Raw genomic sequence first — 26,130 nt, 5'->3', positions numbered from 1 at the left:
CCCATATTTTATTGACTTTGGGAAGGACAAAGGCAACACAATAGGGCTCGATAGAGGGTCAGCTTTTTAGGCGAAGCCGTTAAGAAAAGCGATACAAATTCTTTTTGCTCGCCGAAGGCGATTCATATGGCCACCAGCATTCTGCTAGGACGGTGACAACGGGGGTTTGTTGGCATCGTCCTAGCGCTGGTGGACAACAGCCTTGAGCGGCAGAACTTGGTGAGGGACGAGCCTTAGGGATGCAGGGGTAAGTCCGGCGGGTGGGCCTCGGTGGCGACTAGGGGGGACCCCTCTTAGTGGAGAGCTAAAATCTCACAAACCCACCTAATAAAAAGAGGCTCCCTTGGGAGCCTCTTTTTAGCGTATGATAAAAATCATCGATATAGTCATGTTTGAGTAATCAAGCACTCTTTATGACCAAATAGTGTAAAACACCCTGAATATGTCAAATGTTCATTCCCGGTAAATCTATTCAGATACACTCTCATTTGAACTAGGTAGTAACCGGTATCAAAATGCTCGTTGCAAACTTCACAGTCGCCAAACTTACATGTACCACTGCCAAGCTGTGTTAGCCTATACACATGTCGTAGATCACTTGTATCAGTCATCACTCAATTACCTTGTAGTTTAATCTATCCTAGAACTGTAAAGCCTTTAAGTTTTGCAAACTTGTTTGACACACTAAATCCTTTGACGACATCTAAAGGTAATCTCTGTCTTTTTATTATCCACCATGCTTTTCTTATGTGTAGCAATGCGAGTCTACGTTTTTTATTTATCGTCTCTTCTTGCTTTGTTGGTCCGCAATTTCGTAGGTAACTAAGAAGCAAACAATACAGACCATCTAAGCATTCGACCTGAAACCAGATGTCACTGCCAAAACTTGGAATGTCCTCCAGTTCGAAACAAACCTGTTGCTTTCCATCAATTTCTCTAAATTTCATATTGCCCCCAAGCAATTGCTAACAACTATTATATATTATAGCAAGTGGCCGAGTTAAATACCACATTTATACACATGTAATTTTGGTAGTCTATTGAGAGCTTTGATATTGAAAGAGACTGATATTATGTTTTCTTCTGGCTTAAGGCTCGATAGCGGACCTGAGCCGCTATCATAAGGTTATTTTATTCTTAGATGCTCACCACGCTCATCCGGCTTTAGAGTGAAGAGTATGTAATCAACCTGCTCTATACAGATCTCATAATCATCGTTGATTAGTAGCACCTCCCTATCATCAGTACTGGATGTGTATTGCTGGGTAACCTTCCCTTTTAATACTTTATCTTTATTGAATACCTTTAATCCTACTAATCTCATACATTCTCCTTACTAGCAGTGATTGAATGATGAACGGCCTCCTTATGGAGTTCTAATATCTCCTTGCTTGTAAGGTAGCTATGAATCTCATTTATTTTCTTAATTACTTCAGAATGATCGTTGAAAAGTTGTTTGCGCTTATCCCATACGACTTCGTGGTGTGCTAGCTGTCCTGGTAGTGTCTTGTCATGAATGCCATAGACATATGTCCCTTCTCTGATTTTCTTTTTGACCAGCATCTTAGACATTAAAAAAATGATGAGTAGGTCCGTTTCTATGATCTGAGTAGTGAGGATAATACCGAAGAATAGACAGTCCTCCCGGTCTACGTCATCGATGTGAATCCCATTGTAACCATTCGAAAAGTAATACACTGGACTGCCTGGTTCCAGATTGTATGAAAAATAGAGATATGCATTTTCATTCTTCTGGAACAGCTCTTTCCTTCTCGCAATCTGAGTACCATATTGATCCATGTAATTATAGTTACAGATGTGCATTTCAGGGCACAACGATATGGTCTTTCCGCAGGTAGTTATGTACTTCTTTCTCTTGCTTATAGATAAGCTGCTTATTGTTTTGGTCATATTGCCCCCAAGCAATTGTTTTTCAAATGTATTGTTACATTAGCAATTAAAGAAATTATACTAAAACATGCCATAAGATACCACATTCACACACCTAATATGGTTAAATATACTTAACTATATTGATTGACTTTACCTCGGACAAAGGCGACACAATGGGGCTCGACAGAGGGTCAGCTTTTTAGGCGAAGCCGTTAAGAAAAGCGATACAAATGCTTTTAGCTCGCCGAAGGCGATTCTAATGGCCACCAGCATTCTGCTAGGACGGTGACAACGGGGGTTTGTTGGCAATGTCCTGGCGCTGGTGGACAACAGCCTTGAGCGGCAATACTTGGCGAGGCACGAGACCTAGCATTGCAAGGGTAAGTCCGGCGGGTGGGCCTCGGTGGCGACTAGGGGGAACCCCTGTTAGTGGAGAGCAGGTAAGCCGCAATGTTTACTCATTGCGGCTTACCTGGGGTCAAGTACCCATTAATTAGTAAACACTTAGGTTTATTACTTCCGTACCGCTTTCAGCCAATGTGGCAATTTCTGGCTCAATATCTACCAGTTGGTCATATACTGAAAGCTCCTTGGCAGCGGCTATGTCTAGATAATATTCAGTTTTATCGGGGGTAGTAGCAATTGCATTCGTCTCTGGCAACGATTCAGCTTGAAAAGCTGCTATTGGTAAGTACTTAAACATGTCTTTCCTCCTAACATTTACAAATGATCTTGCTTGTCAGATGACACTCATTGCTCTTTCGTAGAACAGACAGAAGTTCGCTCTGTCTGTTTGAATTCTCTCTTTAACCTTATCTTGCGTTGATTCTCTTAGCGCATCTAACACCTTTACTAATATGGAAGCAGTGAATGCGTCTATCAGTAGTGGTTGAAGACCTAGTTCTTTAGATTCATCAGTAAAAGAAATTGTTGTGAGTGATTTATTGATTAATTCATTTGGCCAAACAAAGAGCATTGCTTGGCCTTGAGCGACTTTTTTAAGATTATCGTAATTGCAGAACTCTGTTTTCATATTGCCCCCAAGCAATTGTTTTCAAATAGATAGTTACATAAGCAACTAAGGAAATTATACTAAAACACGCCCTAAAATACCACATTTACACATTTTACATAGTAAAATATACTGAACTATATTGATTGACTTTGGACCGGACAAAGGCAACACAATAGGGCTCGATAGAGGGTCAGCTTTTTAGGCGAAGCCGTTAAGAAAAGCGATACAAATGCTTCTAGCTCGCCGAAGGCGAATCATATGGCCACCAGCATTCTGCTAGGACGGTGACAACGGGGGTTTGTTGGCAACGACCTAGCGCTGGAGGTCAACAGCCTTGAGCGGCAGCACTTAGTGAGGAACGAACCTTAGCGCTGCAGGGGTAAGTCCGGCGGGTGGGCCTCGGTGGCGACTAGGGGTATCCCCTATTAGTGGAGAGAAATTTTTATGTTTCGATTGTAGTTGATTGGTTTTATGTACACCAGAGAAAAAAAAGCCCCGACAATATTGCCGGGGCTGGTCGCTTGGGGAGCGGTTATTCTGGTGCTGGTTCTCTATATACCAGCAATCTTCCACTAATTGACTTTTGATTGCTCTTTCCCTTATGGGGGACACAGATAGAGTACAAGGAAAAATGTTTAGCCTTCACCACTTCTGTTAGGCATTGGCTTTTAAACCTACGCTCGAGAATGTTCAGGCTGTCTTCTAAAGTATGCGAAAGAGGTTCAGGCTTTCTCTCTACTGCTGACCCACCTAAATTGTAATAATATAATTTCCACATAAAAAACAACCCAAAACCAATACCAAGTCTAATGTACATTCAAGCTAATGTTTGCTTCAAGTTCGAGTGTGAAAATCGTATCTTCATAGCTATAAACCACAGTGTTATTACTAACGATTGGTTCTGACATTAAGAACAACTCTGACATATCGAGAAATGACTGCTTATCTATCTGTTCCTGTGGAAAGCTACCCACCTGTACTGTGATAACCTTAGTAAATCCAATCCATTTCTTTACATCTTCATGTTGCTTTTTCTTATTGGCAATCATAGATTTGATGTAGCTACTTCCTTGCCCTTCCTTCTCTTTTCCACTTTCGACGCTGACGACTTCGGAATGATTAAGCTTGATAGGCTCCTTGTTAGAGTTGTCTTGCTGACCATTACTAGATGGCTCGTTAAGGCATGAGTAATCAGCCAACATACCAATGCATTTGAAGAAGCCATTTACATCCGAACGGTCAGTAAAATGAAAACCTGGGATAGCGCCATCAGATTTAAACTTTGAGTAATACCCATTGTTCTCCTTAGCCACTGAAAGCAACGACTTAAAAACATCAGGGCTTTGTTTTTCTTCGAAGTTCACCACGAAAACTAAATGGCCTTTTTTTGTGTGATGCATCACCTCAATTGGCTTGGCCTTCCCAACAATAGAGTTCTTAAGGTCTACTTCGGATTGATTACTACTGTTTTCTGTTTTCTTGCCAGTAACCTTCTTTTCTGGAATAGCTATTTCTCCATAAGGAACACTTGATTTTTTATCGTTCGTGTTGAGCACTATCTTTCTAATTTCTATACCGCAACGAATGTAATCTTTATTTGTCAGATAAAAGCCTCGTCCCATAGAATACTTTTCTCTGTGCTCTGTACTAAGCTCTTTGTCGGATAGGGCTGCGGTGTCTTGGTGGTTTAGCGCTGCTTTACGCATCTCAGAAAATAGATCTCGGGTGTGCTTTGACCATGCCAGGATGATGGTTCTATTAGTTTGTGTTTCATAATAATCAGTATAAGGGTCTGATCTATCACTCATAGAGGTAAATTTGGCAACGATAACCGCCTGGGCATCTTCAGGGATAGATAAGTTGTCCTGGAAAGCCTCTACCGCTTTCCGATGTTCCATTATGCGCTTTTGCCTTTCTTCGTATGCTTTCTTTTCTTCCTCTTCCTTGCGCTTAGCTTCTTCGGCAATAATAGAGGAATAAAGTGCCTTGTTCTTGCTGTTGTCGATATCTTCTAAATCGACCTTAGTTAGAAAACCAAACTCAAGCAGCTCTTCTCGTGTCAATCGCTCCTTGAATTCTTCTACATACGATTTCAACTTCCCTAGGCGCTCTTTTATACTTTTGTCGCAACCACGACCCAGGCTTAGGTCAATATTGAAAATCGTGCCAGAATCGAAAGTTACCTTAACATCTGTCTTTTCATACCCTAGTTCGCATTTTGCAGCTACTTCATGAGCAAGTTGTTCAAAATCTTCGATAGAGTAATCTTTCTCTTCAAGCATTTTTGATTCAGAAAATAATACAGTAACTGAAATTGGTTTAATCATCGTTGCCCCCAAGCATCGGAAAAATAGATTAAGAATAAGTTGTTCTCTTAACTTAAAAACATTATAACTCACACCCCCAATAAATACCATATTAACACACTATAAATAGTAAAATATACTTAACTTTATTTATTGACTTTGGCCCGAACAAGGGCGTCACAATAGGGCTCGATAGAGGGTCAGCTTTTTAGGCGAAGCCGTTAAGAAAAGCGATACAAATGCTTTTTGCTCGCCGAAGGCGATTCATATGGCCACCAGCATTCTGCTAGGACGGTGACAACGGGGGTTTGTTGGCATCGTACTAGCGCTGGTGGACAACAGCCTTGAGCGGCAGCACTTGGTGAGGAACGAGCCTTAGGGATGCAGGGGTAAGTCCGGCGGGTGGGCCTCGGTGGCGACTAGGGGGAACCCCTATTAGTGGAGAGAAAATTCATCTCAATATCTTGTTCACAGGACAAAAAAAAACTCAGTGCTTAACACTGAGTTTTTTTGAGGGGTTTTGAAGTATCTCTACTACTTTTGGTTCAGATGATGAACCGTTGGTATTGAGGTATATTTCACGTTCTCATCGATTTGACCCACCGCGCTGACCGAGGGAGAAAGTGCTGCTATTAATAAGAAAGCGATAATATTGTTACTCATAAGATTAGCTCCTAGTTGCCGAACGAAATAAAACTTTATACTGGTAATCCTCAAGAAACTTTAGCTCGAGGTCGAAGGCTTAAAATTCTCGTGTAAATAGCATATTTCTGTTTTGCCAAATCTTTAGTAGTAACATGTGAGCTCTTACCTAACTTAGGTTCTGTTTGACTGTCAGTGCCTAGCATTTCTTTTAACACTTCAAGCTCAGCCTCGAGGGTGTCATTTGATGAAATGTATCCAATATAGTTGAATACATCCTGGGAAGAGAAACTTAAGCCATCAGCTTTCTGGTGCTCATGCCGGGAGATATAGCAGCGCTTACCGTTAATGATATCGATATGATAAGCCTCTACAATGCGGTCACCGTATCCATCATCCCAGCCATTATCTTTGTTACGGCCATATAGCCGTGAATGTCTGTAATGAAACTTGAGAAATTGCTTCATTTCTTCAAAAGAAATGAGAATATTATTGTGTCTCATATTGCCCCCAAGCAATTGAATTTATTAACAAGCCATGTAAAGAGTATAACAAAACACGAATTAAAATACCACATTATAACATCTATGTTGTGGTATTTTTTCTATTACTCTGTTCGTCTTTAGTGAATTCCTGGGGTGACATGGCCCTTAAAAAATCTAAGGCCATGGCATTCTCAATTAACCACTAAATTTCTGTGCTGCCTATCCATTGCTCGCCTAGATAGACATCTGCATAATCGTATTCAAACTTAGAGCAGCACTCCTCTAAATCTTCGTAGGTCCAACCATCAGCTGGAGCTGGTACCAACTCCTTCAAGATAAAATTTTCCCCATAGCAATATAGATTAGATGCCTCTAGTCCAGTAATTAAACAGCTCTCGCCTTCTTTAGGTCTTGCTATACATTTAACACTCATTAGATTTACCTTTTGAAATCACTATTTTTACAGTCTTCACTTGTGTACCAGATTCGGAGAAAGTCCCTTCTTTACAACTAGTGACCGATGCGCCCAGCTCCTTCAGCCATTCTTGGAATTCTCTTTGAATTCTACGGGTCCCGTTAACCGCTCCATCACTTGCTATGGTAACTAAGCGGCCACCGATGTCTAAGTGATTGAACATCTTTCTTATATGCTTAATGTCCTGGTGCTTATTGAATGGGGGGTTAGCCAAAATACGGTCGAACTTATTACCCTCAGGGTACTCCATAAAGTCCATACAGTGAGTTGCGTATCTATGATGCTTAAGCATGTCGAAGTTCTGAGGGTTCAGCTCGATAGCAACACCATTATCACTAATTCGAGCCATACGATTTGCACACCTACCATCGCCGCAACTAGGTTCCATCCATCTATGTTCAGGCCTGAGATCTAAGTCAATCATCATTTCATCTGCTAGAGTGTCCGGAGAGAAAAACATTTGGTATTTTTTCTTATCATTGAGCTCTTCTCCTTCGATAAGTTTCTTTTGTATATCAACTACGTTTCTATACTCGAAATGAAATGCACCTTTTTTGTATTTGCCTCCAGCCTTAAGTAATAAGTTCTTTATCGCTTTGTAGTGCTTCAGCTGCTTTTGAGGTAATACTAGTGTGTTGTCTATTGGTAGAAGCAATGACAGTTCATGTTCAATGGAGTGATCATCAGATTGCTCTTTCTCATTAAGTTTGTTGAAAAAGAAATGGTCATGTGCATGCTTGATTACAGTCAAAGTATCCTCACTGATGAAGTGAATGTCTGGGTGGAAACCAAGAGCGTTCAAAAAATTGGCTTTATCAATGATCTTATTGCCTGTTACCTGGCGAGTATCGCACTCATTTCTCTCCAGCCATTGGTAATAGAAAGTGTCTTCTAAGGGTGCCGACATTTTCATATTGTTGATAATGAACAGACTCTTTAAGCAATTGGGCTTTGTATCGCTGTGAACAACTATTGCTCTTGAGGGACGACTAGCACCAAATTTTTTTTTGTATTCCGCTTTACTAGGGGTGTCTAGAAGTACGGAAGAGCCGCAGTCATAAAGCACCTCAACATTTCCTAATGATTGTGAAAGAATGAATGACAGACCATCTTCGTCTATAAATGTTGTAATTTCCATAATGCCCCCAAGCAATATATCTAATTGATTAACTGGTAATAATTATATCTAACCCCATAGACAAATACCATATTTAAACACTAAATAAAGTAAAATATAATTAACTAATCACATTGACTTTGCCCCGGACAAAGGCGTCACAATAGGGCTCGATAGAGGGTCAGCTTTTTAGGCGAAGCCGTTAAGAAAAGCGATACAAATGCTTTTTGCTTGCCGAAGGCGATTCATATGGCCACCAGCATTCTGCTAGGACGGTGACAACGGGGGTTGGTTGGAATCGTACTAGCGCTGGTGGACAACAGCCTTGAGCGGCAGAACTTGGTGAGGGACGAGCCCTAGTGATGCTGGGGTAAGTCCGGCGGGTGGGCCTCGGTGGCGACTAGGGGAACCCCCTATTAGTGGAGAGCAATTTTAAGTTTCTATTTTAGTTCTATGATTTCATTAACACGAGAGACAAAAAAAACCCCGACAATATTGCCGGGGCTGGTCGCTTGGGGAGCGTTAATCCCTGGTAGGTTCTGAGTCTAATGCTTTAACATAAACAGCATCAGCAACACCGTTTTCACACATTGAAGTAGCTGAAAAATTGTCTTTTGTGGTTTGACTGTAAAGTTCACTGTATTGCGAGTTACTGAGCCAGATCAGGCTGTTATCATCGTCCAAACCTAAAAATCCTTTGGTTGGTGAGTAGATACGATAAAAAGAGCTCAGCTCATAGGTTTTAAATACCCTGCTATCTGGTAATGAGAACCAATAGCAGTCCCAATCTAAGTGAATATAGGCTTGCCTCTCTTGACACGGTTGTGAGAAACCTATCACTTTGAAGCCTTGCAGAACTAAGCCATAACCATTAACGACAATGACCTCCTCTCCAGAAGTAAACCTTGATTCGCACAATGGTATTGAAGTTAAGCTATTTTCAATATATTTCAGCATGGATATTCCTCTCTTACTCCTTGAGATTAAGCTATTAAGCCAGTAAACAAATCTTGCTCTAGCTCTTTGGATGAGAACTGAAATCCTTGACTGATATTGAATTCCCGGTCAGCTACCAAATCGACAAAAAAGTCATGAACATTTTCATTTTTACAACACTCTTTAATGTTCTGGGCTGCAATATAGGCTGCATGCTTAGGATTGATAGCACTGACAACGAAAGCTTTGCTCTCTGAAGAGCCAAATCGAACTGAAGTTAAAAACTCCGTATATTGGTCAAACTCATTGCCCCGCAAAACAACTTTAATTTCACTACCCTTTGAAGTCTCAAGTTTTACATAAGAGAATCCATCTTCCAGCACTTCAAGTAGTGCTCCCTTGCAACCTTTAAATGCACCTTCAGTTACGATAATTTTCATAAAGCCCCCAAGCCCTGAATATCAATCAACGATTAAAGCATTTCTGCCCCAATCCATAATAGCCATTATACCAAATAGACTATTAAATACCACATAACAACACTAAATTTAGTTAAATATATTTAACTTTATTTATTGACTTTTGGCCGGACAAAGGCGACACAATAGGGCTCGATAGAGGGTCAGCTTTTTAGGCGAAGCCGTTAGGAAAAGCGATACAAATGCTTTTTGCTCGCCGAAGGCGATTCATATGGCCACCAGCATTCTGCTAGGACGGTGACAACGGGGGTTTGTTGGCATCGTACTAGCGCTGGTGGACAACAGCCTTGAGCGGCAGCACTTGGTGAGGAACGAGCCTTAGGGATGCAGGGGTAAGTCCGGCGGGTGGGCCTCGGTGGCGACTAGGGGGAACCCCTATTAGTGGAGAGCAATTTAGCCACCGAGACGATGGCTAAATTCTATAGGTTAGGACCACTCAAAGATCGGCAATGATCGCTCTTCTCCTGCATCTGAATCTAACTCTACACACTTAAAACCCAATTGGGCTGCTTTCGAAAGAATAAAATTTAGCTCGTCAGAATATTCTTTACGGATATTTAAATCGTGTTGTGTATGCAATTTAATGAAATAGCCCGTATTTCGTTTTGCTACTAATGAAAATTCTTCCTTAGAGATTTCATCAAGGGCAACTACATCTCCTTCCTTTATATGGCCAGTGCTAAGCTCAACTGTTGTATATTGGTTGTTGATATCAAACATTAGCCTTCCCCTTGGTCTAAATTGATGTTCGAGTGTGAACAAATGACCATCCTAAATGCGCCCTTTGTTTTGAGCTCTATTACGTGGGAAAAGACTTCTTTCGCCTCAAAAAACAACTCATCTTTAAAATATCCTTTTTGATACGTACCTCGGAGTGTACGAAACCCATCAAACTCCGGTACTCCCTTAATTCCTCGGTCCGTATTAGAGCGAGCTGAAACAACGACTATGCCGCCCTCTTGACTACAGAGCTTAGCTAGGTTTTTCCAGACCTGTTTTCTGGGTAAAGGGGGCAATACATTGGTGCAATATCCACAATATACAAATGAGTAATGCGCTTTAAGAATGTCTAGATCAGGACAAAATGTGTAATCGTACTCTGCACACATACCTGATAAATCGTATATAGCTTGAGTGTCCTTACTTTCTTGTTCACGCCCTTTCGCATAGTTCAAAGCTGGGGCTGACACTAAATGAGGGAACTGTGAGAGAAACTGTTTTAATGGGGCACTAACAGATTTACGTGCGATTGAAGTTTTTGAGGAGACCTCGAACTCCTTCTTGATCTCTTCAGGTGTTTGATAAAAGGATTCTGATTCAAATTGTTCTGAAACGGGTACTAACTTTAATGCTAAATTTTCCATACTGCCCCCAAGCAATGTATATCATTGATTAACTGTTAATAATTATATCTAACCTCACACATAAATACCATATTAATACACATATGATTGTTAAATATAATTAACTATATTTGTTGACTTTGGCCCGGACAAAGGGGCCACAATGGGGCTCGACAGAGGGAAAGCTTTTTAGGCGAAGTCGTTAAGAAAAGCGATACAAATGCTTTTAGCTCGCCGAAGGCGAATCATATGGCCACCAGAATTCTGCTAGGACGGTGACAACGGGGGTTGGTTGGCAATGTCCTAGCGCTGGTGGACAACAGCCTTGAGCGGCAATACTTGGCGAGGCACGAGGCCTAGCATTGCAAGGGGTAAGTCCGGCGGGTGGGCCTCGGTGGCGACTAGGGGGGACCCCTGTTAGTGGAGAGCGCTTGACTGGCCATAATGACCAGTCAAATTTTTCTACAGTATATATAAATCGTAGTAGCTAGCTTCTTCAGCTGTAAGCTTATACCCAGGCTCTACAGAGTGGGTAGATACGCGATCTTTACTACATTTAATGGCTTTAAGTGTGTTATTGATCTCACTGCAAGCATCAACAACAAACAGATCTGGGATAAAGCCATTCTTAAAAAAGCTTGATTGTTTATTGCGGATCATCTTTAGGAAGACTGTTTCAATTTTAGGTGGTAGCCCGTAAACAAGTGCATGCCTTACAGTCATTAAATTTATGAACTCATGAAGTATTTCGTGGAATGTAAATCGACCTACTTGGTGTTCTGAGGATTCTGTAAAAGCGGTACACTTGTAAATCAGATTGGTAAGGAGATTACATGTAATGTAATCAACCTCTAAAAGTTGGCCTTTGCATTCAGATTTTTTGATTCCTAAATCTTGTACTTGATTGACCCACTCCAGGTAAGGGAGCACCGTATTTAAATCATCCAGTAAGTACCCAAGTTTGGTTTCGAATTCACGTACCTGTTTGTACCAGCATGCTAGCACCTTGTCGGAATTTCCGTATTTGCTCTGAATAGGTTGGGTTCGGATGCTTCTAAGACGTTTGCCTTGAATAGCATTTACGCACTTGAATGCTAGTGTAAGTGCTTTTTTTACTTGTGCCTTCTTTTCTTCGTTGATCTTTATGATTCTGTCCATACTGCCCCCAAGCAACTTTTTATAAAAAAGAGGGCCATTGAGCCCTCTATACACGTTAGATTTACCGATTACTATTCTTGACGGAACGGATCAATTACAAAGCCAAGCGCGTCTAGGGGTTGGCTATTGTATGCAGTAAGTGCTTCGCGACCTAAATCCAGTTCGTATCCAGAGCCAACAAAGTCATCACCTACAAAGCCACAAATAACATTGTTTGAGATACCTTCGATACCTTCCCAAGCTCTCCCGGTCCAATATTGCGATTCGACAATCCAAACACCTTCACGATGAACGCGCACTCTAAAAGCACTTTCACTTCGCTTAAGTTCTTCTTTACTTATATCGATGTTCACATCAGGATTAAATAGGTCACCAGATAGAGCTTTTAAATCTACATACTGGTCTTCTTGTTTAATGAATCGGATTTTCCCTAATCGAACAGCTAGGGCTACTTTGTCTATTTCGCCGTTTCTCTCCGTGGATGTTTCAGTCTTTTCGGGTGTCAGCTGATTAAGTAATGAAATGACTACTTTCTTATCGAATGATGAAATCTTCATATTGCCCCCAAGCAATTGTTTTAAAATAGATAGTTACATAAGCAACTAAGGAAATTATACTAAAATACGCCCTAAAATACCACATTTAAACATTAAATATAGTTAAGTATATTTAACTATATTGGTTGACTTTACCCCGGACAAAGGCGATACAATGGGGCTCGACAGAGGGACAGCTTTTTAGGCGAAGCCGTTAAGAAAAGCGATACAAATGCTTTTAGCTCGCCGAAGGCGATTCATGTGGCCACCAGCTTTCTGCTAGGACGGTGACAACGGGGTTTTGTTGGCATCGTACTAGCGCTGGTGGACAACAGCCTTGAGCGGCAGAACTTGGTGAGGGACGAGCCCTAGTGATGCTGGGGTAAGTCCGGCGGGTGGGCCTCGGTGGCGACTAGGGGTATCCCCTATTAGTGGAGAGAAATTTTCTTGCAAGGTCTCTATTTCTTTTATTGAATTTATACGGACAAAAAAAAGCCCCTGCTTTGTAAGCAAGGGCTTTTCGCTTGGGGAGCGTTTAATCAAATGTTTGAGGATCTAGCTGTTCAAGAAATGGTACTACGTCTCTCTTAAATACCGCCTCAGCATTCACAGTATGAGCGCGAACCCATGCATTATTTCGGGTTGGTGAGAATTTGAAGCTAAACTTTCTTAGTCTTTGGGTAACCTCTTTCGGTGGCCTACCACCTAACCAAATACCAATGCGCCCATCAATAACCCCGTGCTTAATTCCATTTTCTAATTCACCTTCTAATGAGTTTGAATTTCGACTTTCTTCGACTCGCTCTGCTTCGACTAAACGTTGTTTTAATCGTCGGATATTAGCATTTGAGTTTGCTAAGCTAAATCGTCCCCAAGTGTTTACTATTGGATTTGGCTCCAAAAACGTTTTAAGGAGGTTTTGAGGTATACCACGTTCAAGCATCTTGTTTTCAAGTACAGCAGCACTATTATCTGTAAGCTCTCCATTTTCAGACGCTTTATATGCAGCTGGCACTAAACGATTAGCTATTTTCATGTAGCCATGCATTGTTTCCGCTTCACTAATTTTAATTCTTAATTGCTCAACCGGGTTATCTGATGACATTTTGACAACTGAACCATCCCCATCGGGGAACAGTTTCTTTGCAATGGCTTTTAAGGCTCTCTGAGGATAATCTGCATATTGATTAAGCTTATCCCTACTATTCTTATTGGCCTTTTCTGCTTTCGCCACAGGGAATCTCGCTGGCCCTGTTACATGCCATGAGATACATTTGGACTCTGCACTTATGTACTCATCGAAGTAGCGTTTTAACTTTCTTTGAAATTCTTCAAACTCAATTTCAACAATTTCTTCCACTGAACAATTAAACGCCTTCGATGGTGCGCTTTCCGAAGTGGACTTGATCAGCTCATGAAGTGAAATTTTGAATGTCCGTAATGCGTTGCAGTAGTCAACTACTGCTTGAGCGGCGTGACGCTCAGGAAATTGAGATTGGCCATTAAAAGCTCGCTCAATTGATGAAGGATCAAGCTGGCTCTTATATTCAAGCAGATCCTTGTCTTCTCCAATGTATTCCTCGATTTTTTTATTAACTAAATTTTGCATCTGTAGCCCCCAAGCTATCTATGTTTAACAAATGATTTAACGTATTTATTTGATGTGTTAATTATACTAACAACCCCCAATAAATACCATATTAACACACAAATAAATGTTAAATATAATTAACTATTTAGATTGACTCTGGCCTGGACAAAGGGGCCACAATGGGGCTCGACAGAGGGAAAGCTTTTTAGGCGAAGCCGTTAAGAAAAGCGATACAAATGCTTTTAGCTCGCCGAAGGCGAATCATATTGCCACCAGCATTCTGCTAGGACGGTGACAACGGGGGTTTGTTGGCATCGTACTAGCGCTGGTGGACAACAGCCATGAGCGGCAATACTTGGCGAGGAACGAGACTTAGTAATGCAAGGGGTAAGTCCGGCGGGTGGGCCTCGGTGGCGACTAGGGGGAACCCCTGTTAGTGGAGAGAAATTCATAACCTGCAATAAAAAAGAGCTCTATTGCAGGTCGATATTCTATTTAGATTCTATGCCGCCATTCGCTCGTATTGTGTGTTTAACACATTGTTAAGCCACTTACCAACCCATTCACCAACCCAACAAAAGGCCGAGTAAATCACCGACTGGCCCAAACATTCGTGGGCTAGTCCTACGGTCAGATCGCGAACGAACGATTCTGGTATTTGCTTGCACTTGGCATGTTCAACAGTTGTAAATAACCTAGCTAATTTACCATTGCTATGGATTAGAAATGGATCGGTAGATCGACACTTTTGGTATGATTTGGTTATGCACCCTACCTTTGTAGCAGTAGGCTTAAGCCACTGGAGTCGAAAGCCTTTCTTTTGAGCAATGTCTCTCTTTTCCTTTTCCACTAAATATGTATAGGGCTTATAGCTTTCATGAGTTTCAGGTATATCATCGAGTACATCAGCTAAGCAGCTATATTTATAAGTTGTCCTTACCTTTTGGGGCATAAAGTCCTTTAAACCCTCTTTGAAGGAGCTGCAGTATCCAATACCACAAAGCCTCTTTCTATCTTCAAGTGCACCAAACTGAGAACCTGCTAATGTCATATTTATAAAGTTGTACCCAAACACTTTACTAAACGTATCTACGATAACAGCGTATGAGTTTGATTTAGTAAATGAAGTAACATTCTCAAAAACAGAAATAATTGGATTCGTTATCGACTGCCAATGCAAGAAATCGATAAAACACCCGCCTGTATTTTTGTGTGCTTCTGCAAATTTATTTCCGTTCTTAGATCTGCCGCTTATGGAACTCCCTTCGCAAGGCAGCGATCCTGAATTGACTTCCGTTCTAACGCCACCTCTGGACAAATCAACACTCTCCAATCGCATATTTAATCCGTATTGCTCTTCCGGTGCCTCCACAGCCCACACAGGATTATTTTGCAGACATGCATTGAAGTACCTTTCACTCGATTCGACAATTACCTTTACGAAAGTAGAAAGCTTACTCCGCTTAAGTCCATCGGAAATACTTGAGCACAATACCCCTATACCATTAAATATATCTGAAGTGGATAAAGGTATATTCGCTTTGTACTTTGACATAGCTCTCTGAACACGCTCTTTTTGTTTGAGATTCCTCCAAGTCTTTATCACTCTATCGAGACTTAACTTCTTGATAGGTGAAGCCGGAGTTAGTTCAACAGAAGCAGAACCAAGCTCAGCCCCTGTGATATTTTTAGATAAGTAACCATTCAATTCATCATTTTTTACGTAACCCATATTTTTCATAGTATGTGAAAATGCGGCTTCAAGAGGATCTGTCCACTGTGTATCTATAAAAATTGCAGATGGTTGAAGTGTTTTGATGAAGGCAGTCATTAAGTAAAAGTAACAATTAGCCTCTGGCGCACCTTGTAAGCTAATCACTTCAGCCTTGATGCTACTCTTCTTTAGATCAAACAGCTCTATTGGCGAGTTGTATTCCAACTCGTTAGAAAGGAGTACTAAATTAGAATTAAAGCTGAATACGGCATGGTTTAAAGGCTTAAGATTTCTCGTCATATCCTTAAACCTCAGCTCTCTGTCACGAATCTCTTGGACTGAATGCAATTCGACAATTCGGATTTCACCATCTTTGATGTAGGCTTTTACATGGTCTCCGAAAATATCTAAATCAGCGTGCTTTAAGTCAATGACAGGTCGCTCTTTACCGTTTCGTCTTGAGTTGGTCACTTGTCGAGAGCCGAAACGATCAATAACTATTTTAATTTCTTTCTTTGTACGGTCAGACTTAAGCTGAAACTTAGCCCCTCCTTTAAAACCCGCCATTAGTAAATACTGCCCTTCGAAGAATACTCTTAGTTTATTTCTATGGAGAGAAACTTTCTTCTCTAATACCTTTATCATACTGCCCCCAAGCAATTGATCTCACTTGCCTTAACTATGTCATAATTATATAAAAAACAACAAATAGATACCACATTTAAACACTAACCTTTGTGAAATATAATTAACTTATTATCTGGACTTTGGGCCGGACAAAGGCGACACAATAGGGCTCGATAGAGGGTCAGCTTTTTAGGCGAAGCCGTTAAGAAAAGCGTTACAAATGCTTTTTAGCTCGCCGAAGGCGGATCATATGGCCACCAGCATTCTGCTAGGACGGTGACAATGGGGTTTTGTTGGCATCGTACTAGCGCTGGTGGACAACAGCCCATGAGCGGCAATACTTGGCGAGGAACGAGACTTAGTAATGCAGGGGTAAGTCCGGCGGGTGGGCCTCGGTGGCGACTAGGGGGAACCCTGTTAGTGGAGAGCTTTCAAACCCATTAACTCCATTTGTTTGTGAGGAATAAAGTTTCGTTACTAAGCAATAAGTTTGATACTGAGTATTAAAGTTTTATACTTAATGGCAGCCATCAGAGTACGCCGCCATTTCTAAAACGTTTATGTCCAACTTAGAACTAGCTGGTGAAGCCAGTTCATGGAAGATAGAATGAGCGGGCGTTTAAATGATGGCTAGCCAGCTTTTTTAAGCTGGGTGTACTAAGATGTGGGCTTGATGTTTCTCGGTGTTCCACTCTTTCATTTCAGCAAGAAATAGGCCGTGAGCATTAATCGATTCAATTAATTCAGGTGCACGCTCTAGTTGGATAAGCATCGATAACGGGGTGAGTTGATTGTGTTCTTGGTCAAAACCGTGTTCGACTTGTTCCTCTAGCATATAAAGAATCCCAGGCTCCGCTTCACTACCCTCCTCAAACAGTCTTGATTCGATACCCTCTACGTCATAAAGGTGTACGAGTAGGTTATAAAGCTTTTCAGCACCGATGAGTTTTGTATGCTTCGATTGTGAATTAAGTTGATGCAGTTTCATTTCTAGGTTCCCACCTTTTTTTCTTGCTAAGCTGATCATCAGTTTGATGTCTTTTTTGATATTCGATAACGACTTATCGTTGAGCTTTGGCTTAAGGTACTTTATCAGTATGTCATTGCGTGATTTTACTGGAACAAAACGGGAAGATGCGGAAACCTGACACAGCAAATGAAGCAGGGCGTGGGTAATGACGTTGTGAAGGTTGTGGTAGTAGTCAAAGTCTCGTTTGATTTGCATAGCCAAGGTAGCGTTGTGGGTGGATTATAAGAATATTGGGGCTGGGCGTTTTAAATCAACCTTAATAATGAGTTCGGGAGTAGTTTCCCAGACATAGAGTTGTTCATGGATTGCTAATGTTTGATTTTCCGAAAATGATAATTGTCCAGAAACGTATTTGAATGGGACCGCTCAATCTGTGGATGCTCAAGACAACCAGCATGAAACTTTATTCCTCTCCTACACCAATACATCCCAGACCAATTAATAAACCAGGTCATCATATTGCATGATATGGGGCCTATTTTTTTATCTAAGGTTCACCTTTTACGATGAAGCCTTTCGTTGGCCTTTTTGTGCTTTTGATAGCAACCCATCGAATCTGTGCCGCTAAACATAGCCTTCCTGCGTCGTTCGTAAGCACTACTAGGATTTGAGTTACCTTTCTTCTCTTTTCGTTGTTCACTTGATAGAAACCTGTTAAGTGCTTCATCAAATGAAGATGTATCACTCTTAAATGCCCATCTCACTGCTAACAAAAAACCTGCAACCAATAATGTGCCTAGAAGTACTTTCTCACTCATTTGGTGACTCTTCTGTTGAGCTCTTACTATCTGTTGTCAACGTTCCAATTAACTCATCATCAACTGGACATTCATTGCATCGGTTCAGACACTGTTCTTTAACAGGGACTGACACACTACAAAGTTCATCATTGCTCTGTTCTATAAGTGTTTCAAGACGACTCATTATTTCCTTCCTATAGTTAGGCATTAAGCGATTGTGATTATAGAAAATTCATCCATTTCCTAAATTTACTGAGACAAAAGGTCATGACAGTTTGAGCAAACACCTTGCTGTTTTTCTCTATCCACTTTTAGCCAATAACATGCCTGGGAGTTCTCAAAACATGCATTATTATCACTACACCCGCAGCCAATGCAGACAGCTTCTTTAGGCTCAGGTCGAATATTATAAATAGATAAATCTACCATGCTTTCCCCTTTAATCATTTGTCTTAACGAAAGGGTCGGGACAATCATCTAAATCAACAAAGTGTCTGTCTGCGATTTCTTCTATCTTCGGATACTCTTCTATGAGATCGAAAACCGACCTACCTTTGAGGTCATAGTCGAACTGAATTCCAGCTCTGAACCAATAATCGATCTGTCTATTCAAGCAGTTCTTTGCTGTAGATTTAGTTGGCTTTTTAAGTAGTTCCTCTAAATCTTCAGAGTCAACATAACCACCCGTCATGTCTTCAGCACAGCCAACTTTTTTAAACAAATACTCCCAGTCGGCGTACAATTCTTCGTATGTCATTGGTGAATCTTCTCCTGGTTAAATAGACTTCATGTTCTTGCGTCGTTTAATTGCATCAACCTCACGATTGTAAGCCTCTAAAGGCTCAAGTAAATGAGCATATAGCTTTTCATTTTTGATGTACTCATCATGATTTATTAGTGCCTTAAGTTGTGCTACGGACTCTTTAATTGGCACTCGTACTACCCAAGAGTCTGTTTCAAAAGAGAATTGCCATGCTCTTTTAAAATAATTTTCGAAAGCGTTTAGAGCCTTACTTCTCATAGTCCAAACATTACGCCTTCTTAATGCGTGATCACTCTCTAAATAGTGATTAGCAATATTATCGTTAATGTCTATCTCCCAACTCTCAGGATCTAAAACAGAACTAGTAAAGTGAGCGACCGTCACCCATAGGCACAGCTGTTCTCGTGTAAAAGTATCCGGATTGGAATTAAGCGAATCTAATACCTCAATAGCATATTTTTTCGCTTGTTTATTGATGTTTGCTAACTCTTGAGCCTTACGTTTTTCGATACGGGCTTTCTTCTCTTTAATTTTGGTAAACTTTTCTTTTGCTTTACTCAAAGCCTTTGCTGCGACTTTCATCGCTTCAATTTCTTCGAGTTCAAACAAGTCTCTAGAGAATGGGTCTTCGACTACTTCTTTTAGAAGTCCATTTGATAGCTTTGTTAGAGCTGTTTGCTTTTTGCGGGTACGTTCGGATGTCCAGTGCTTTGTGAAGTCTAAATCTGACAAAATGTTTCCCTCTGAGTGCTGATTTATTAATTAGTGTCAAACGTTAAATCAAGTCGAAGTGTTTCTGATTAACTTCTATACCCATGCCTAGTTTCTATCCAGTACATACAGCTAAAATCTAGCGCTATGACCTTGTAAGTGCGACAGGGAGCAAAGGGAATCCGAGTTAATGTGTTTAGTTAGTGGAAGCATTAATCGGAATCCCCGAAAATCAACTAAAGCACGTTCGAAAATGCAGATGTATATTGAAACTCATAACCCATATCTTCGAGTTTCCATAGTAAGTCTCTATAAAACCCCCTTAGAGTGTCCAGAAGCTCATATAGAGCTGACGATCCTTTATATTTATAGTCCTTGTCCGTATCTACAGCTAAACGATGACAAAGAGTGGATAAACCATCTAAAGAACTCAGAATGTAACCGGTATTAACTAGTTCAAGTGCACTGCTTATAGTTTGTCGAGTAGATTCTGACTGAGAGCTTGCTTTATACATTGTCGCCAGCTCATCAAAGTACTGCTTACCATCCCAATACTTAACAGCTATTTCTTCTAAAGAGATTGGTTTAAATTGGCAAAATACATCAAGCATTGAACACGCCTTTAGAGCTTCAACCTTCTTGAGTGTATCTTCTAAGCCGCATTCCAAGGTTAATGGAGCGAGTAATGAAAGGTACTTTCCATCTTTTGAAAGTGAGACCTCATCCAGACTTAAATCGTCTAGCGCACCAATTATCGCACTTTGGTTTTCTTTTGGAACATCAGATATATCAAGTTGAACGAGGGTATGATCGTCTTGGTTGATAACATGAGCCTTAGATTGGTGAGACTGCACTTTCTCTAAAGTGAAGATATCCTGGGTTATGGGCAGTTGGATTAACAGATGTGTGTCTGATTTTGGTAACTCGCTAACTTTCAAACACCCATAAATGATATCCAATTGTTGTCGAGCGGATATTAATTTAAGTTCAGTAGCATGAAAGAGCAAAATTGAAAACCTGGCAACCGAGAACTTGTCTAAGCACTTATTTCCACTTTCATACCATGATACCAAGAAGTTCGTTATGTTTAGAATGAACTTGGCACGTGATTCTGGTTTTCCTATAGCTGATATAGCTACATCCAATTCCTTCTTAAATGATCCCATCTTAGCCTGGAACTTTAGGCCAGGCTCAATATCAAGTTCATCTACCATTTGAATTGCGCTGTTAATCACCTTATTCATACAGCCATAAGAGACTAGTAAATTTTTAGCGTAGTTTAGTTCTTCTCTACTTACAAAAGATCTTCTTTTCATTTTAGCCCCCAAGCTATTACATATATTTCAACGGGATAGAACCGTTAATTCCCCATTAGTATAACAGTAAATACCATATTATAACAGTTGTTTGTGTATGATTTTTTAACTTTCTTTGTTTATATGACATGATGGTTCTGGAGAGCCTCGGAAGATTAAACCCATTGTGTTCGTGCGTATGATCCTTAAACCAAATGGTTAATTAAATGAATGATCTAAAGATCGTCATTGAAAATTTAGGGCAAATGCAAGCTGAGAGCGCCTCTATGCTTATGATTGGACACAACCCGGTATATGTGTCTAAATAGAGCAAATTAGCTCATATAGCTCTACTGAGTGGCTTTTTGAGTTAACATGCAAAAAAAGAACTATTACTACTTCTTTGTTCTCCAAGATCGTCCCTTTACCCTTCTAACTGATTAATTTCTAGACACTATTTAATAATAATATTTTTATTGATCTTATTAAGATCTTTTTTAAGATCTTATTAGGGTGTTGATAACTTATCTATGTTTTTATAATTCAAGTAGTTAGGAATTCGTTTAAGATCATCTAGGACGAAACACTATTACATTTAGGAAGATTTGAAGATCGCTTAGGACGACTTACCGTGCCATCTAGGACGCTTTCGGTTGTGGATAAGTCTGTATAAGTATGTATAAGGTTGGTTTGCTTACTTACTGGCACATTTAAGCCTACAATGTTACATTTGGTACAATTTCTTATTGTGTGTATCAGTATCATGACCGAGAACAACAGCAAAAACGATCTTACTGTTAGACAAGCGAACGCTTTAACAACGGCAGCTTATAGCCTTACTCGTTATGAGAAGCGGCTTGTATACATGTGCCTCAAGCGGATTAATCAGGAAAACCCTACTCCCGAACATTTAAAAACAATGGAATATGGTCAGTATCCGATCACTATTTCTAACAAAGAGTTCATCGAATACTTCGAGATAGATGATGAGTCGAAGAAAAACCTATCAAGAGACATACAACGCGCAGCACAATCTTTACATGAGAAAAGTGTGGTTATCTATCTTCCTGATGAAGACAGCAAAGATGGTGAAAAAGCTTATGATGCTATCCACTGGACCACTAAACAGAGCTATCGTCCTAAACGAGGACATGTAGTGCTGTATTTGAATGCTGAGTTGATTAGTATCATTAACCAAACCACATCAAACTATACACAGCTGCTGATAGGTGAAGCAGGAAACTTATCTTCCGTTTATACCATGAGGCTTTATGAGGCTATCAATCAGTGGAAGAATTTAAGAAATAACCTAATTCTAGATGTTGATTGGATGCGCTCTAGGTGGCAACTGCCCTCTTCGTATGACAGAACTGCGGTTCTTAAGAAACGTTGGCTTAACCCAGCAATTGAAGAACTTAATAAGTTGCACATTTTCAAAAGTCTTTCCTACGAGGATGTTCGAAAAGGTACCAAGACTGTCGCATTTAAGTTTACCTGGGAGCTTTCTAAAAAGGCCCCAAGTAAACTATCCCTTGCAAGGTCAGCAATCAAAGCTATCAATGCCAACCTTCAACCAAAGCAGAGTGAAATGGTCGCATTGACTGAGCAGATTGGAGAACTATTGCTGAATGGTGAAGATATATCCCCTGCTGTCCTAAGCGCTATTAAGAAGTTTGGTGAAGAGTCAAAAGATGCTAAAGGTACATCAATGAAGAAATCAGATGACGTCATTGATGTAACCGACTATGAAATAGTCACAGATGATGAAGATTAGCTTCAACTAGCACACCAAAGAAGTAAATTTCCATCCAACTAGCACATTCAACAATCAAGTGTGCTAGTTCTGCCTCAAAATACCGTCCTAAGTGTCACCTTTACCAGATATTGCTGGTGGCTAAACCTCTCAATAACTGTGATCCAACTCCCTAATTGTTGTTTTTTATCCGTGATTGAAGTTGTTTTGTGGGTGATGAAGACCCAATTCTTTCTTTATAACCTGCTTTTTTGCTTCCTTTGAATGAAAACCCTGTAAATGAAGGTTAAGCTAATTTTTCAGAACTCCTTCTAACGTATTGAATTATAAGGATAGTATCTATTGCTTCTAGTTGGAGGGGTGACACTTAGGACGAAAGTAAGGGATCAATGAATATGCAATGCGTTTTTTTCTCTATTTTCGTCCTAGGTGTCACTGTTCTATGGCGATGTTTTAATCGGATTTTTTATAAGTATATGTATTTTAATTGTTTTTCTGTGTCAAGAGCGTGAGGGGTGACATTTAGGACGGTTTTAAAATGATACTTTAAGAAGCAACAATGTGTGTCCAGTACTCTATAGAATAAAGCTCAAACTTAATGATTATAACTGACTGAAAATAAAAGATATTTTATTTGTGCCTTAGGCTGATATAAAAAGCTACACACTGGAGTCATACTTTCTCTACGTTCGATATACAGTAAAGAGTGATAGGTGACATCTAGGACGAAAACATTCGTAGGGGTAAAATGGTTTAGCCCAGTTGGGAATTTAAGAAAAGCTAGTTACTATAGATATCATTGAATATATTTAAAGCATTGAAAATAAAGATAAAAATCTCTTCTCTGTGACATCTAGGACGTAAAGCCTACTTGAGTATAAGAAAGTAGAAAAGCATATCAATGAGTTAAATATATGCGGTGGCACTAGATAGAAAACTTTCGTCCTAGATGTCACACTTAGATAGAGGTGTTCTTCTATCTTATTGATTTACTATGGTCCAATAGTGTCTGGGGTGACATTTAGGACGAAAACTAACGCTTTAAGAAAACGTCCTTGATGTACCACTTGTATATTAAGACCTGGTACACCAAGGAAGGTTTGTTTGAGAGGCCCAGAAAAGCTTTTACAAACTCAAGCTATCTAGTAATAGTAGGTCTTCCCGGATGGAGGTCGAGTGCTTGTGGTACCACCATTTACAGTTTTGTATCTGGAACCGGAAGGTTTGTTGTAATGTGCCCACCCTCTATACCTTACTCTCCATGGATCATCTGCACCCATTGTGTAGTATCCCATGTCAGCAAACGCAGCACGAGTTAAGCTTACTCTACAGCTAGGTGTAGCAGTTGATGTCACTGGCCCGGAAATTTCAAATAAACCAGCATTAGCGATTTCATCAGTGAGATTGTATATTTTACTATGATCAGTGATGGCTATTTTTGTGATCCCTTTGGTTTCCAGGTTATATGTTACAAGGAAATCAATGTTCGACGAGTTAGGCCAATATGAACCATAAGATGAGCTAAAGTACCCACTTGCTTTGCTGTCCATTGCGCTTTTAGCTCTTTTTGGAGAAAAACATGCTCCCCTTGCGACATTCACAGAAGCACATCCACAGTTAATAGTAATATCTACTGCCTCATCTTCATCCTCTCCAGGTTTGGGGATCTCAAAGTCCCCTACTGGATCATCTGGGACGGTTGGGAGCTCAACGATTGTTTCGTCAGAGATGTTTCTGGAGCCTAAAGTATCATCCAAGCCAACTGCACTTGTTTGGTTCATGTGTGAAGGAACCTTAATAACTTTATTGTAGCTCCCTGCATTGTGTGGTGCTTTGATTGAAGCAATTACAGAGGGGGCGGAAACCGCTAAAGCAATCCCCACTGTAATGAGATTAATGTTATTCATTGCAATCTACCATTGTCATTTATGGATAAAAAGCAATATAGGCCTTGAGCGAATTACAATCAACTTTAGTTTTCGAACTAAGGAAATTGGTTCACGGTTTCTTTTAAGGGTTGTACTCAACTTTCACCATAATTTGATTTGTTGGTGAAGGCGATACGGTACCGACAGTAGTGCTCTGCAAACTCGAAATCATCTTCATCAAAGATTGTGCTTTCGTTACACCATAACTTTTTATGTTCGTCACGTATCCTTACCGATTCAATGTGAATTTCAAATTTACATTGGACATCATTTAAGTAAGCAGATATGTGCTTTCCTAACAGTGGTTCTATGCTGTATATGTTGTACTCATTAACACCTTCCTTAATTGCTCGAGATAGACCCATTCTCGCCATTGTCATCGCATTAGGGCATCGATGTGCTTTCAGGTCTAAGTCATTACTCTCTGGTGACTTCATACTTCTTCTCCCACTGAGGGTAGTTCTAGTTCTTTACAAATAGCAGTAGCACAGCTTCTCTCTGAGCTGCGGATCATTCTGTATTTAATACTTCCATTTCTTGAAATAGATTTCTGTACTACATTATTCTCTAGCCAAAAGTCATGTGTAATATCTTTCACAGGCAATCGAACTATCCCATCTAGTACTGACCAATCAATGGGGGCTTTATGCATTCGAGACAAATGCTCTTCAAAGATAGATCGAATTACTATCGCAGTCCCTTTCCAAAATATACTTTTCGTGTACATAACATTTGGCCCTGAGTCTGAAAGAAACCTCATAGGTATAAGAGAAAAAAACTTGGTGAGGAATGGAGTTGTTAAGCGAATTATTTCAGCTTCGGTATCGCTTGAACCTTCAAGCAATTTGTTCATTTTTACAGGAGTTGTACCTAATGCGGTACAAATGAAATCGCCTAACTGCTTCAAGTCCATTAACTGGGATTTCTTGGGTTTTCCTGTGGTACTTATAAACCGCTTTAGTGAATGACCATCAACTAATACATTATCGAGTATCTGGTCCCTAATTAATCTGGAAAAGCTTTGCGAGCTGTCAAAGAATAAGTTTTGTGCTGATGTTGGTTTACGAAGGTGTAAGTGGTAGTCAGAAAATACCTGTCTAATCTTTTGAGTGACTGGCTCTAAGGTGTCCGTGTTTGTAACAATGAATTTAACTCCCAGCGTATGGTACTGAGTAGGACTAGCATTCGTAACTCTGTCCTTAAACAAATTCAAACGGTTCTGACCATCACATACAAGACGGTCAGATGAACTTTCTAATGTGGCTGTGACGACTTCTTTGTTACCAATAGATATTTCCTCATGGAGTTTTAATGAAGAAACAAAGACAGTAATGCTAGGGAGTACTGTATCCTCCCTATTGTCGAAATACTTAATCAAACCTTGTGCACGACCTTTCTCAAGGTCTCTCTGTCTTTTTTGATACTCATTTAAACTATCTGAGCTCTCTTCTTCAGTGAAGTTCTCAGCAAATTCTTTGCCTGTTATTACCCCCTCAAATACAGAAATGCCATTCGTGCAAATACCCTCGTTAGCTCTGAAGAGTACTAATTGAAGGTCTTGTTCAGAATAAATTGGTGTGTACATGTCTTGAC

General features: G+C 40.3%; 27 protein-coding genes. 1 reads left to right on the top strand and 26 read right to left on the bottom strand.

Annotation, left to right across the window (positions count from 1 at the left end):
• Nucleotides 1-1,126: 1,126 nt before the first annotated feature.
• The 23 genes from R7044_RS19395 to R7044_RS19285 all read right to left on the bottom strand — a co-directional run bounded on the left by R7044_RS19395 (nt 1,127) and on the right by R7044_RS19285 (nt 20,877).
• The gene (locus R7044_RS19395; RefSeq protein ID WP_025636691.1) at nt 1,127-1,324 is read right to left on the bottom strand and encodes a hypothetical protein; all 198 of its coding nucleotides are present in this window, start codon (nt 1,322-1,324) and stop codon (nt 1,127-1,129) included.
• Entirely contained in the window at nt 1,321-1,911 is a 591-nt protein-coding gene (locus tag R7044_RS19390; RefSeq protein ID WP_077202324.1) for a hypothetical protein, read from the bottom strand. The genes R7044_RS19395 and R7044_RS19390 overlap by 4 nt, the downstream gene beginning before the upstream one ends.
• 475 nt (nt 1,912-2,386) lie before the next feature.
• Nucleotides 2,387-2,596: a hypothetical protein gene (locus tag R7044_RS19385; RefSeq protein WP_025636820.1), complete on the bottom strand. Its 210-nt coding sequence runs from the start codon at nt 2,594-2,596 to the stop codon at nt 2,387-2,389.
• A gap of 36 nt (nt 2,597-2,632) precedes the next feature.
• Nucleotides 2,633-2,926, bottom strand: a complete 294-nt coding sequence (locus tag R7044_RS19380) for a hypothetical protein (RefSeq protein ID WP_025636822.1) — start codon at nt 2,924-2,926, stop codon at nt 2,633-2,635.
• 788 nt (nt 2,927-3,714) lie between these two features.
• Nucleotides 3,715-5,235, bottom strand: coding sequence for an LPD25 domain-containing protein (locus R7044_RS19375; RefSeq protein WP_138058894.1), 1,521 nt, complete (start codon nt 5,233-5,235; stop codon nt 3,715-3,717).
• 513 nt (nt 5,236-5,748) lie between these two features.
• Entirely contained in the window at nt 5,749-5,877 is a 129-nt protein-coding gene (locus tag R7044_RS19370) for a hypothetical protein (RefSeq protein ID WP_257390153.1), read from the bottom strand.
• 50 nt (nt 5,878-5,927) lie between these two features.
• Nucleotides 5,928-6,359: a hypothetical protein gene (locus R7044_RS19365; protein WP_025636572.1), complete on the bottom strand. Its 432-nt coding sequence runs from the start codon at nt 6,357-6,359 to the stop codon at nt 5,928-5,930.
• 184 nt (nt 6,360-6,543) lie between these two features.
• Complete coding sequence (locus R7044_RS19360; RefSeq protein WP_254919935.1) at nt 6,544-6,675, bottom strand: hypothetical protein; 132 nt, start codon at nt 6,673-6,675, stop codon at nt 6,544-6,546.
• An 88-nt stretch (nt 6,676-6,763) separates the two neighbouring features.
• Nucleotides 6,764-7,954, bottom strand: a complete 1,191-nt coding sequence (locus tag R7044_RS19355; RefSeq protein ID WP_025636575.1) for a class I SAM-dependent methyltransferase — start codon at nt 7,952-7,954, stop codon at nt 6,764-6,766.
• A gap of 501 nt (nt 7,955-8,455) precedes the next feature.
• The gene (locus R7044_RS19350) at nt 8,456-8,890 is read right to left on the bottom strand and encodes a hypothetical protein (RefSeq protein WP_025636763.1); all 435 of its coding nucleotides are present in this window, start codon (nt 8,888-8,890) and stop codon (nt 8,456-8,458) included.
• A gap of 26 nt (nt 8,891-8,916) precedes the next feature.
• The gene (locus tag R7044_RS19345) at nt 8,917-9,309 is read right to left on the bottom strand and encodes a hypothetical protein (RefSeq protein WP_025636765.1); all 393 of its coding nucleotides are present in this window, start codon (nt 9,307-9,309) and stop codon (nt 8,917-8,919) included.
• A gap of 465 nt (nt 9,310-9,774) precedes the next feature.
• The gene (locus R7044_RS19340; RefSeq protein WP_025636768.1) at nt 9,775-10,068 is read right to left on the bottom strand and encodes a hypothetical protein; all 294 of its coding nucleotides are present in this window, start codon (nt 10,066-10,068) and stop codon (nt 9,775-9,777) included.
• Nucleotides 10,068-10,712 carry a hypothetical protein gene (locus R7044_RS19335; protein ID WP_025636769.1) on the bottom strand — a complete coding sequence of 215 codons (645 nt, stop codon included), beginning with the start codon at nt 10,710-10,712 and terminating at the stop codon, nt 10,068-10,070. The genes R7044_RS19340 and R7044_RS19335 overlap by 1 nt, the downstream gene beginning before the upstream one ends.
• Nucleotides 10,713-11,153: 441 nt before the next feature.
• Nucleotides 11,154-11,849, bottom strand: a complete 696-nt coding sequence (locus R7044_RS19330) for a hypothetical protein (protein ID WP_025636716.1) — start codon at nt 11,847-11,849, stop codon at nt 11,154-11,156.
• Between the two features lie 71 nt (nt 11,850-11,920).
• Entirely contained in the window at nt 11,921-12,406 is a 486-nt protein-coding gene (locus R7044_RS19325; protein ID WP_025636715.1) for a hypothetical protein, read from the bottom strand.
• 514 nt (nt 12,407-12,920) lie between these two features.
• Nucleotides 12,921-13,994 (bottom strand): hypothetical protein, encoded by a 1,074-nt coding sequence (locus tag R7044_RS19320; protein ID WP_025636739.1) that lies wholly within the window; start codon nt 13,992-13,994, stop codon nt 12,921-12,923.
• Between the two features lie 484 nt (nt 13,995-14,478).
• Nucleotides 14,479-16,335: a DNA cytosine methyltransferase gene (locus tag R7044_RS19315; protein WP_025636632.1), complete on the bottom strand. Its 1,857-nt coding sequence runs from the start codon at nt 16,333-16,335 to the stop codon at nt 14,479-14,481.
• 625 nt (nt 16,336-16,960) lie between these two features.
• Nucleotides 16,961-17,542: a DUF2913 family protein gene (locus R7044_RS19310; RefSeq protein ID WP_054574998.1), complete on the bottom strand. Its 582-nt coding sequence runs from the start codon at nt 17,540-17,542 to the stop codon at nt 16,961-16,963.
• A 299-nt stretch (nt 17,543-17,841) separates the two neighbouring features.
• Nucleotides 17,842-18,105 carry a hypothetical protein gene (locus R7044_RS19305; RefSeq protein ID WP_025633930.1) on the bottom strand — a complete coding sequence of 88 codons (264 nt, stop codon included), beginning with the start codon at nt 18,103-18,105 and terminating at the stop codon, nt 17,842-17,844.
• Nucleotides 18,098-18,271, bottom strand: coding sequence for a hypothetical protein (locus R7044_RS19300; protein WP_155486753.1), 174 nt, complete (start codon nt 18,269-18,271; stop codon nt 18,098-18,100). Before R7044_RS19300 ends, R7044_RS19305 begins: the two co-directional genes overlap by 8 nt.
• Nucleotides 18,272-18,526: 255 nt before the next feature.
• Nucleotides 18,527-18,844 (bottom strand): hypothetical protein, encoded by a 318-nt coding sequence (locus R7044_RS19295; protein WP_025633931.1) that lies wholly within the window; start codon nt 18,842-18,844, stop codon nt 18,527-18,529.
• An 18-nt stretch (nt 18,845-18,862) separates the two neighbouring features.
• A complete protein-coding gene (locus tag R7044_RS19290; protein WP_025633933.1) occupies nt 18,863-19,582 on the bottom strand; it encodes a hypothetical protein in 720 nt (239 codons plus the stop codon).
• A 215-nt stretch (nt 19,583-19,797) separates the two neighbouring features.
• Nucleotides 19,798-20,877, bottom strand: a complete 1,080-nt coding sequence (locus R7044_RS19285) for a hypothetical protein (protein ID WP_025633934.1) — start codon at nt 20,875-20,877, stop codon at nt 19,798-19,800.
• 742 nt (nt 20,878-21,619) lie between these two features.
• On the opposite strand from R7044_RS19285, the gene R7044_RS19280 reads away from it, so the two are divergent.
• Nucleotides 21,620-22,630: a RepB family plasmid replication initiator protein gene (locus R7044_RS19280; protein ID WP_158083951.1), complete on the top strand. Its 1,011-nt coding sequence runs from the start codon at nt 21,620-21,622 to the stop codon at nt 22,628-22,630.
• Between the two features lie 1,121 nt (nt 22,631-23,751).
• Here R7044_RS19280 and R7044_RS19275 read toward each other — a convergent pair.
• The 3 genes from R7044_RS19275 to R7044_RS19265 all read right to left on the bottom strand — a co-directional run bounded on the left by R7044_RS19275 (nt 23,752) and on the right by R7044_RS19265 (nt 26,122).
• A complete protein-coding gene (locus R7044_RS19275; protein ID WP_025633937.1) occupies nt 23,752-24,516 on the bottom strand; it encodes a hypothetical protein in 765 nt (254 codons plus the stop codon).
• Between the two features lie 116 nt (nt 24,517-24,632).
• Nucleotides 24,633-24,974 carry a hypothetical protein gene (locus R7044_RS19270; protein ID WP_042776211.1) on the bottom strand — a complete coding sequence of 114 codons (342 nt, stop codon included), beginning with the start codon at nt 24,972-24,974 and terminating at the stop codon, nt 24,633-24,635.
• Nucleotides 24,971-26,122, bottom strand: coding sequence for a DGQHR domain-containing protein (locus R7044_RS19265; protein ID WP_077202323.1), 1,152 nt, complete (start codon nt 26,120-26,122; stop codon nt 24,971-24,973). Before R7044_RS19265 ends, R7044_RS19270 begins: the two co-directional genes overlap by 4 nt.
• Nucleotides 26,123-26,130: the final 8 nt, after the last annotated feature.

Source organism: Vibrio sp. 1402, from assembly GCF_033340275.1.
The sequence above is the reverse complement of the archived record's forward strand: the minus strand, read 5'-3'. Positions and strand labels throughout refer to the sequence as shown.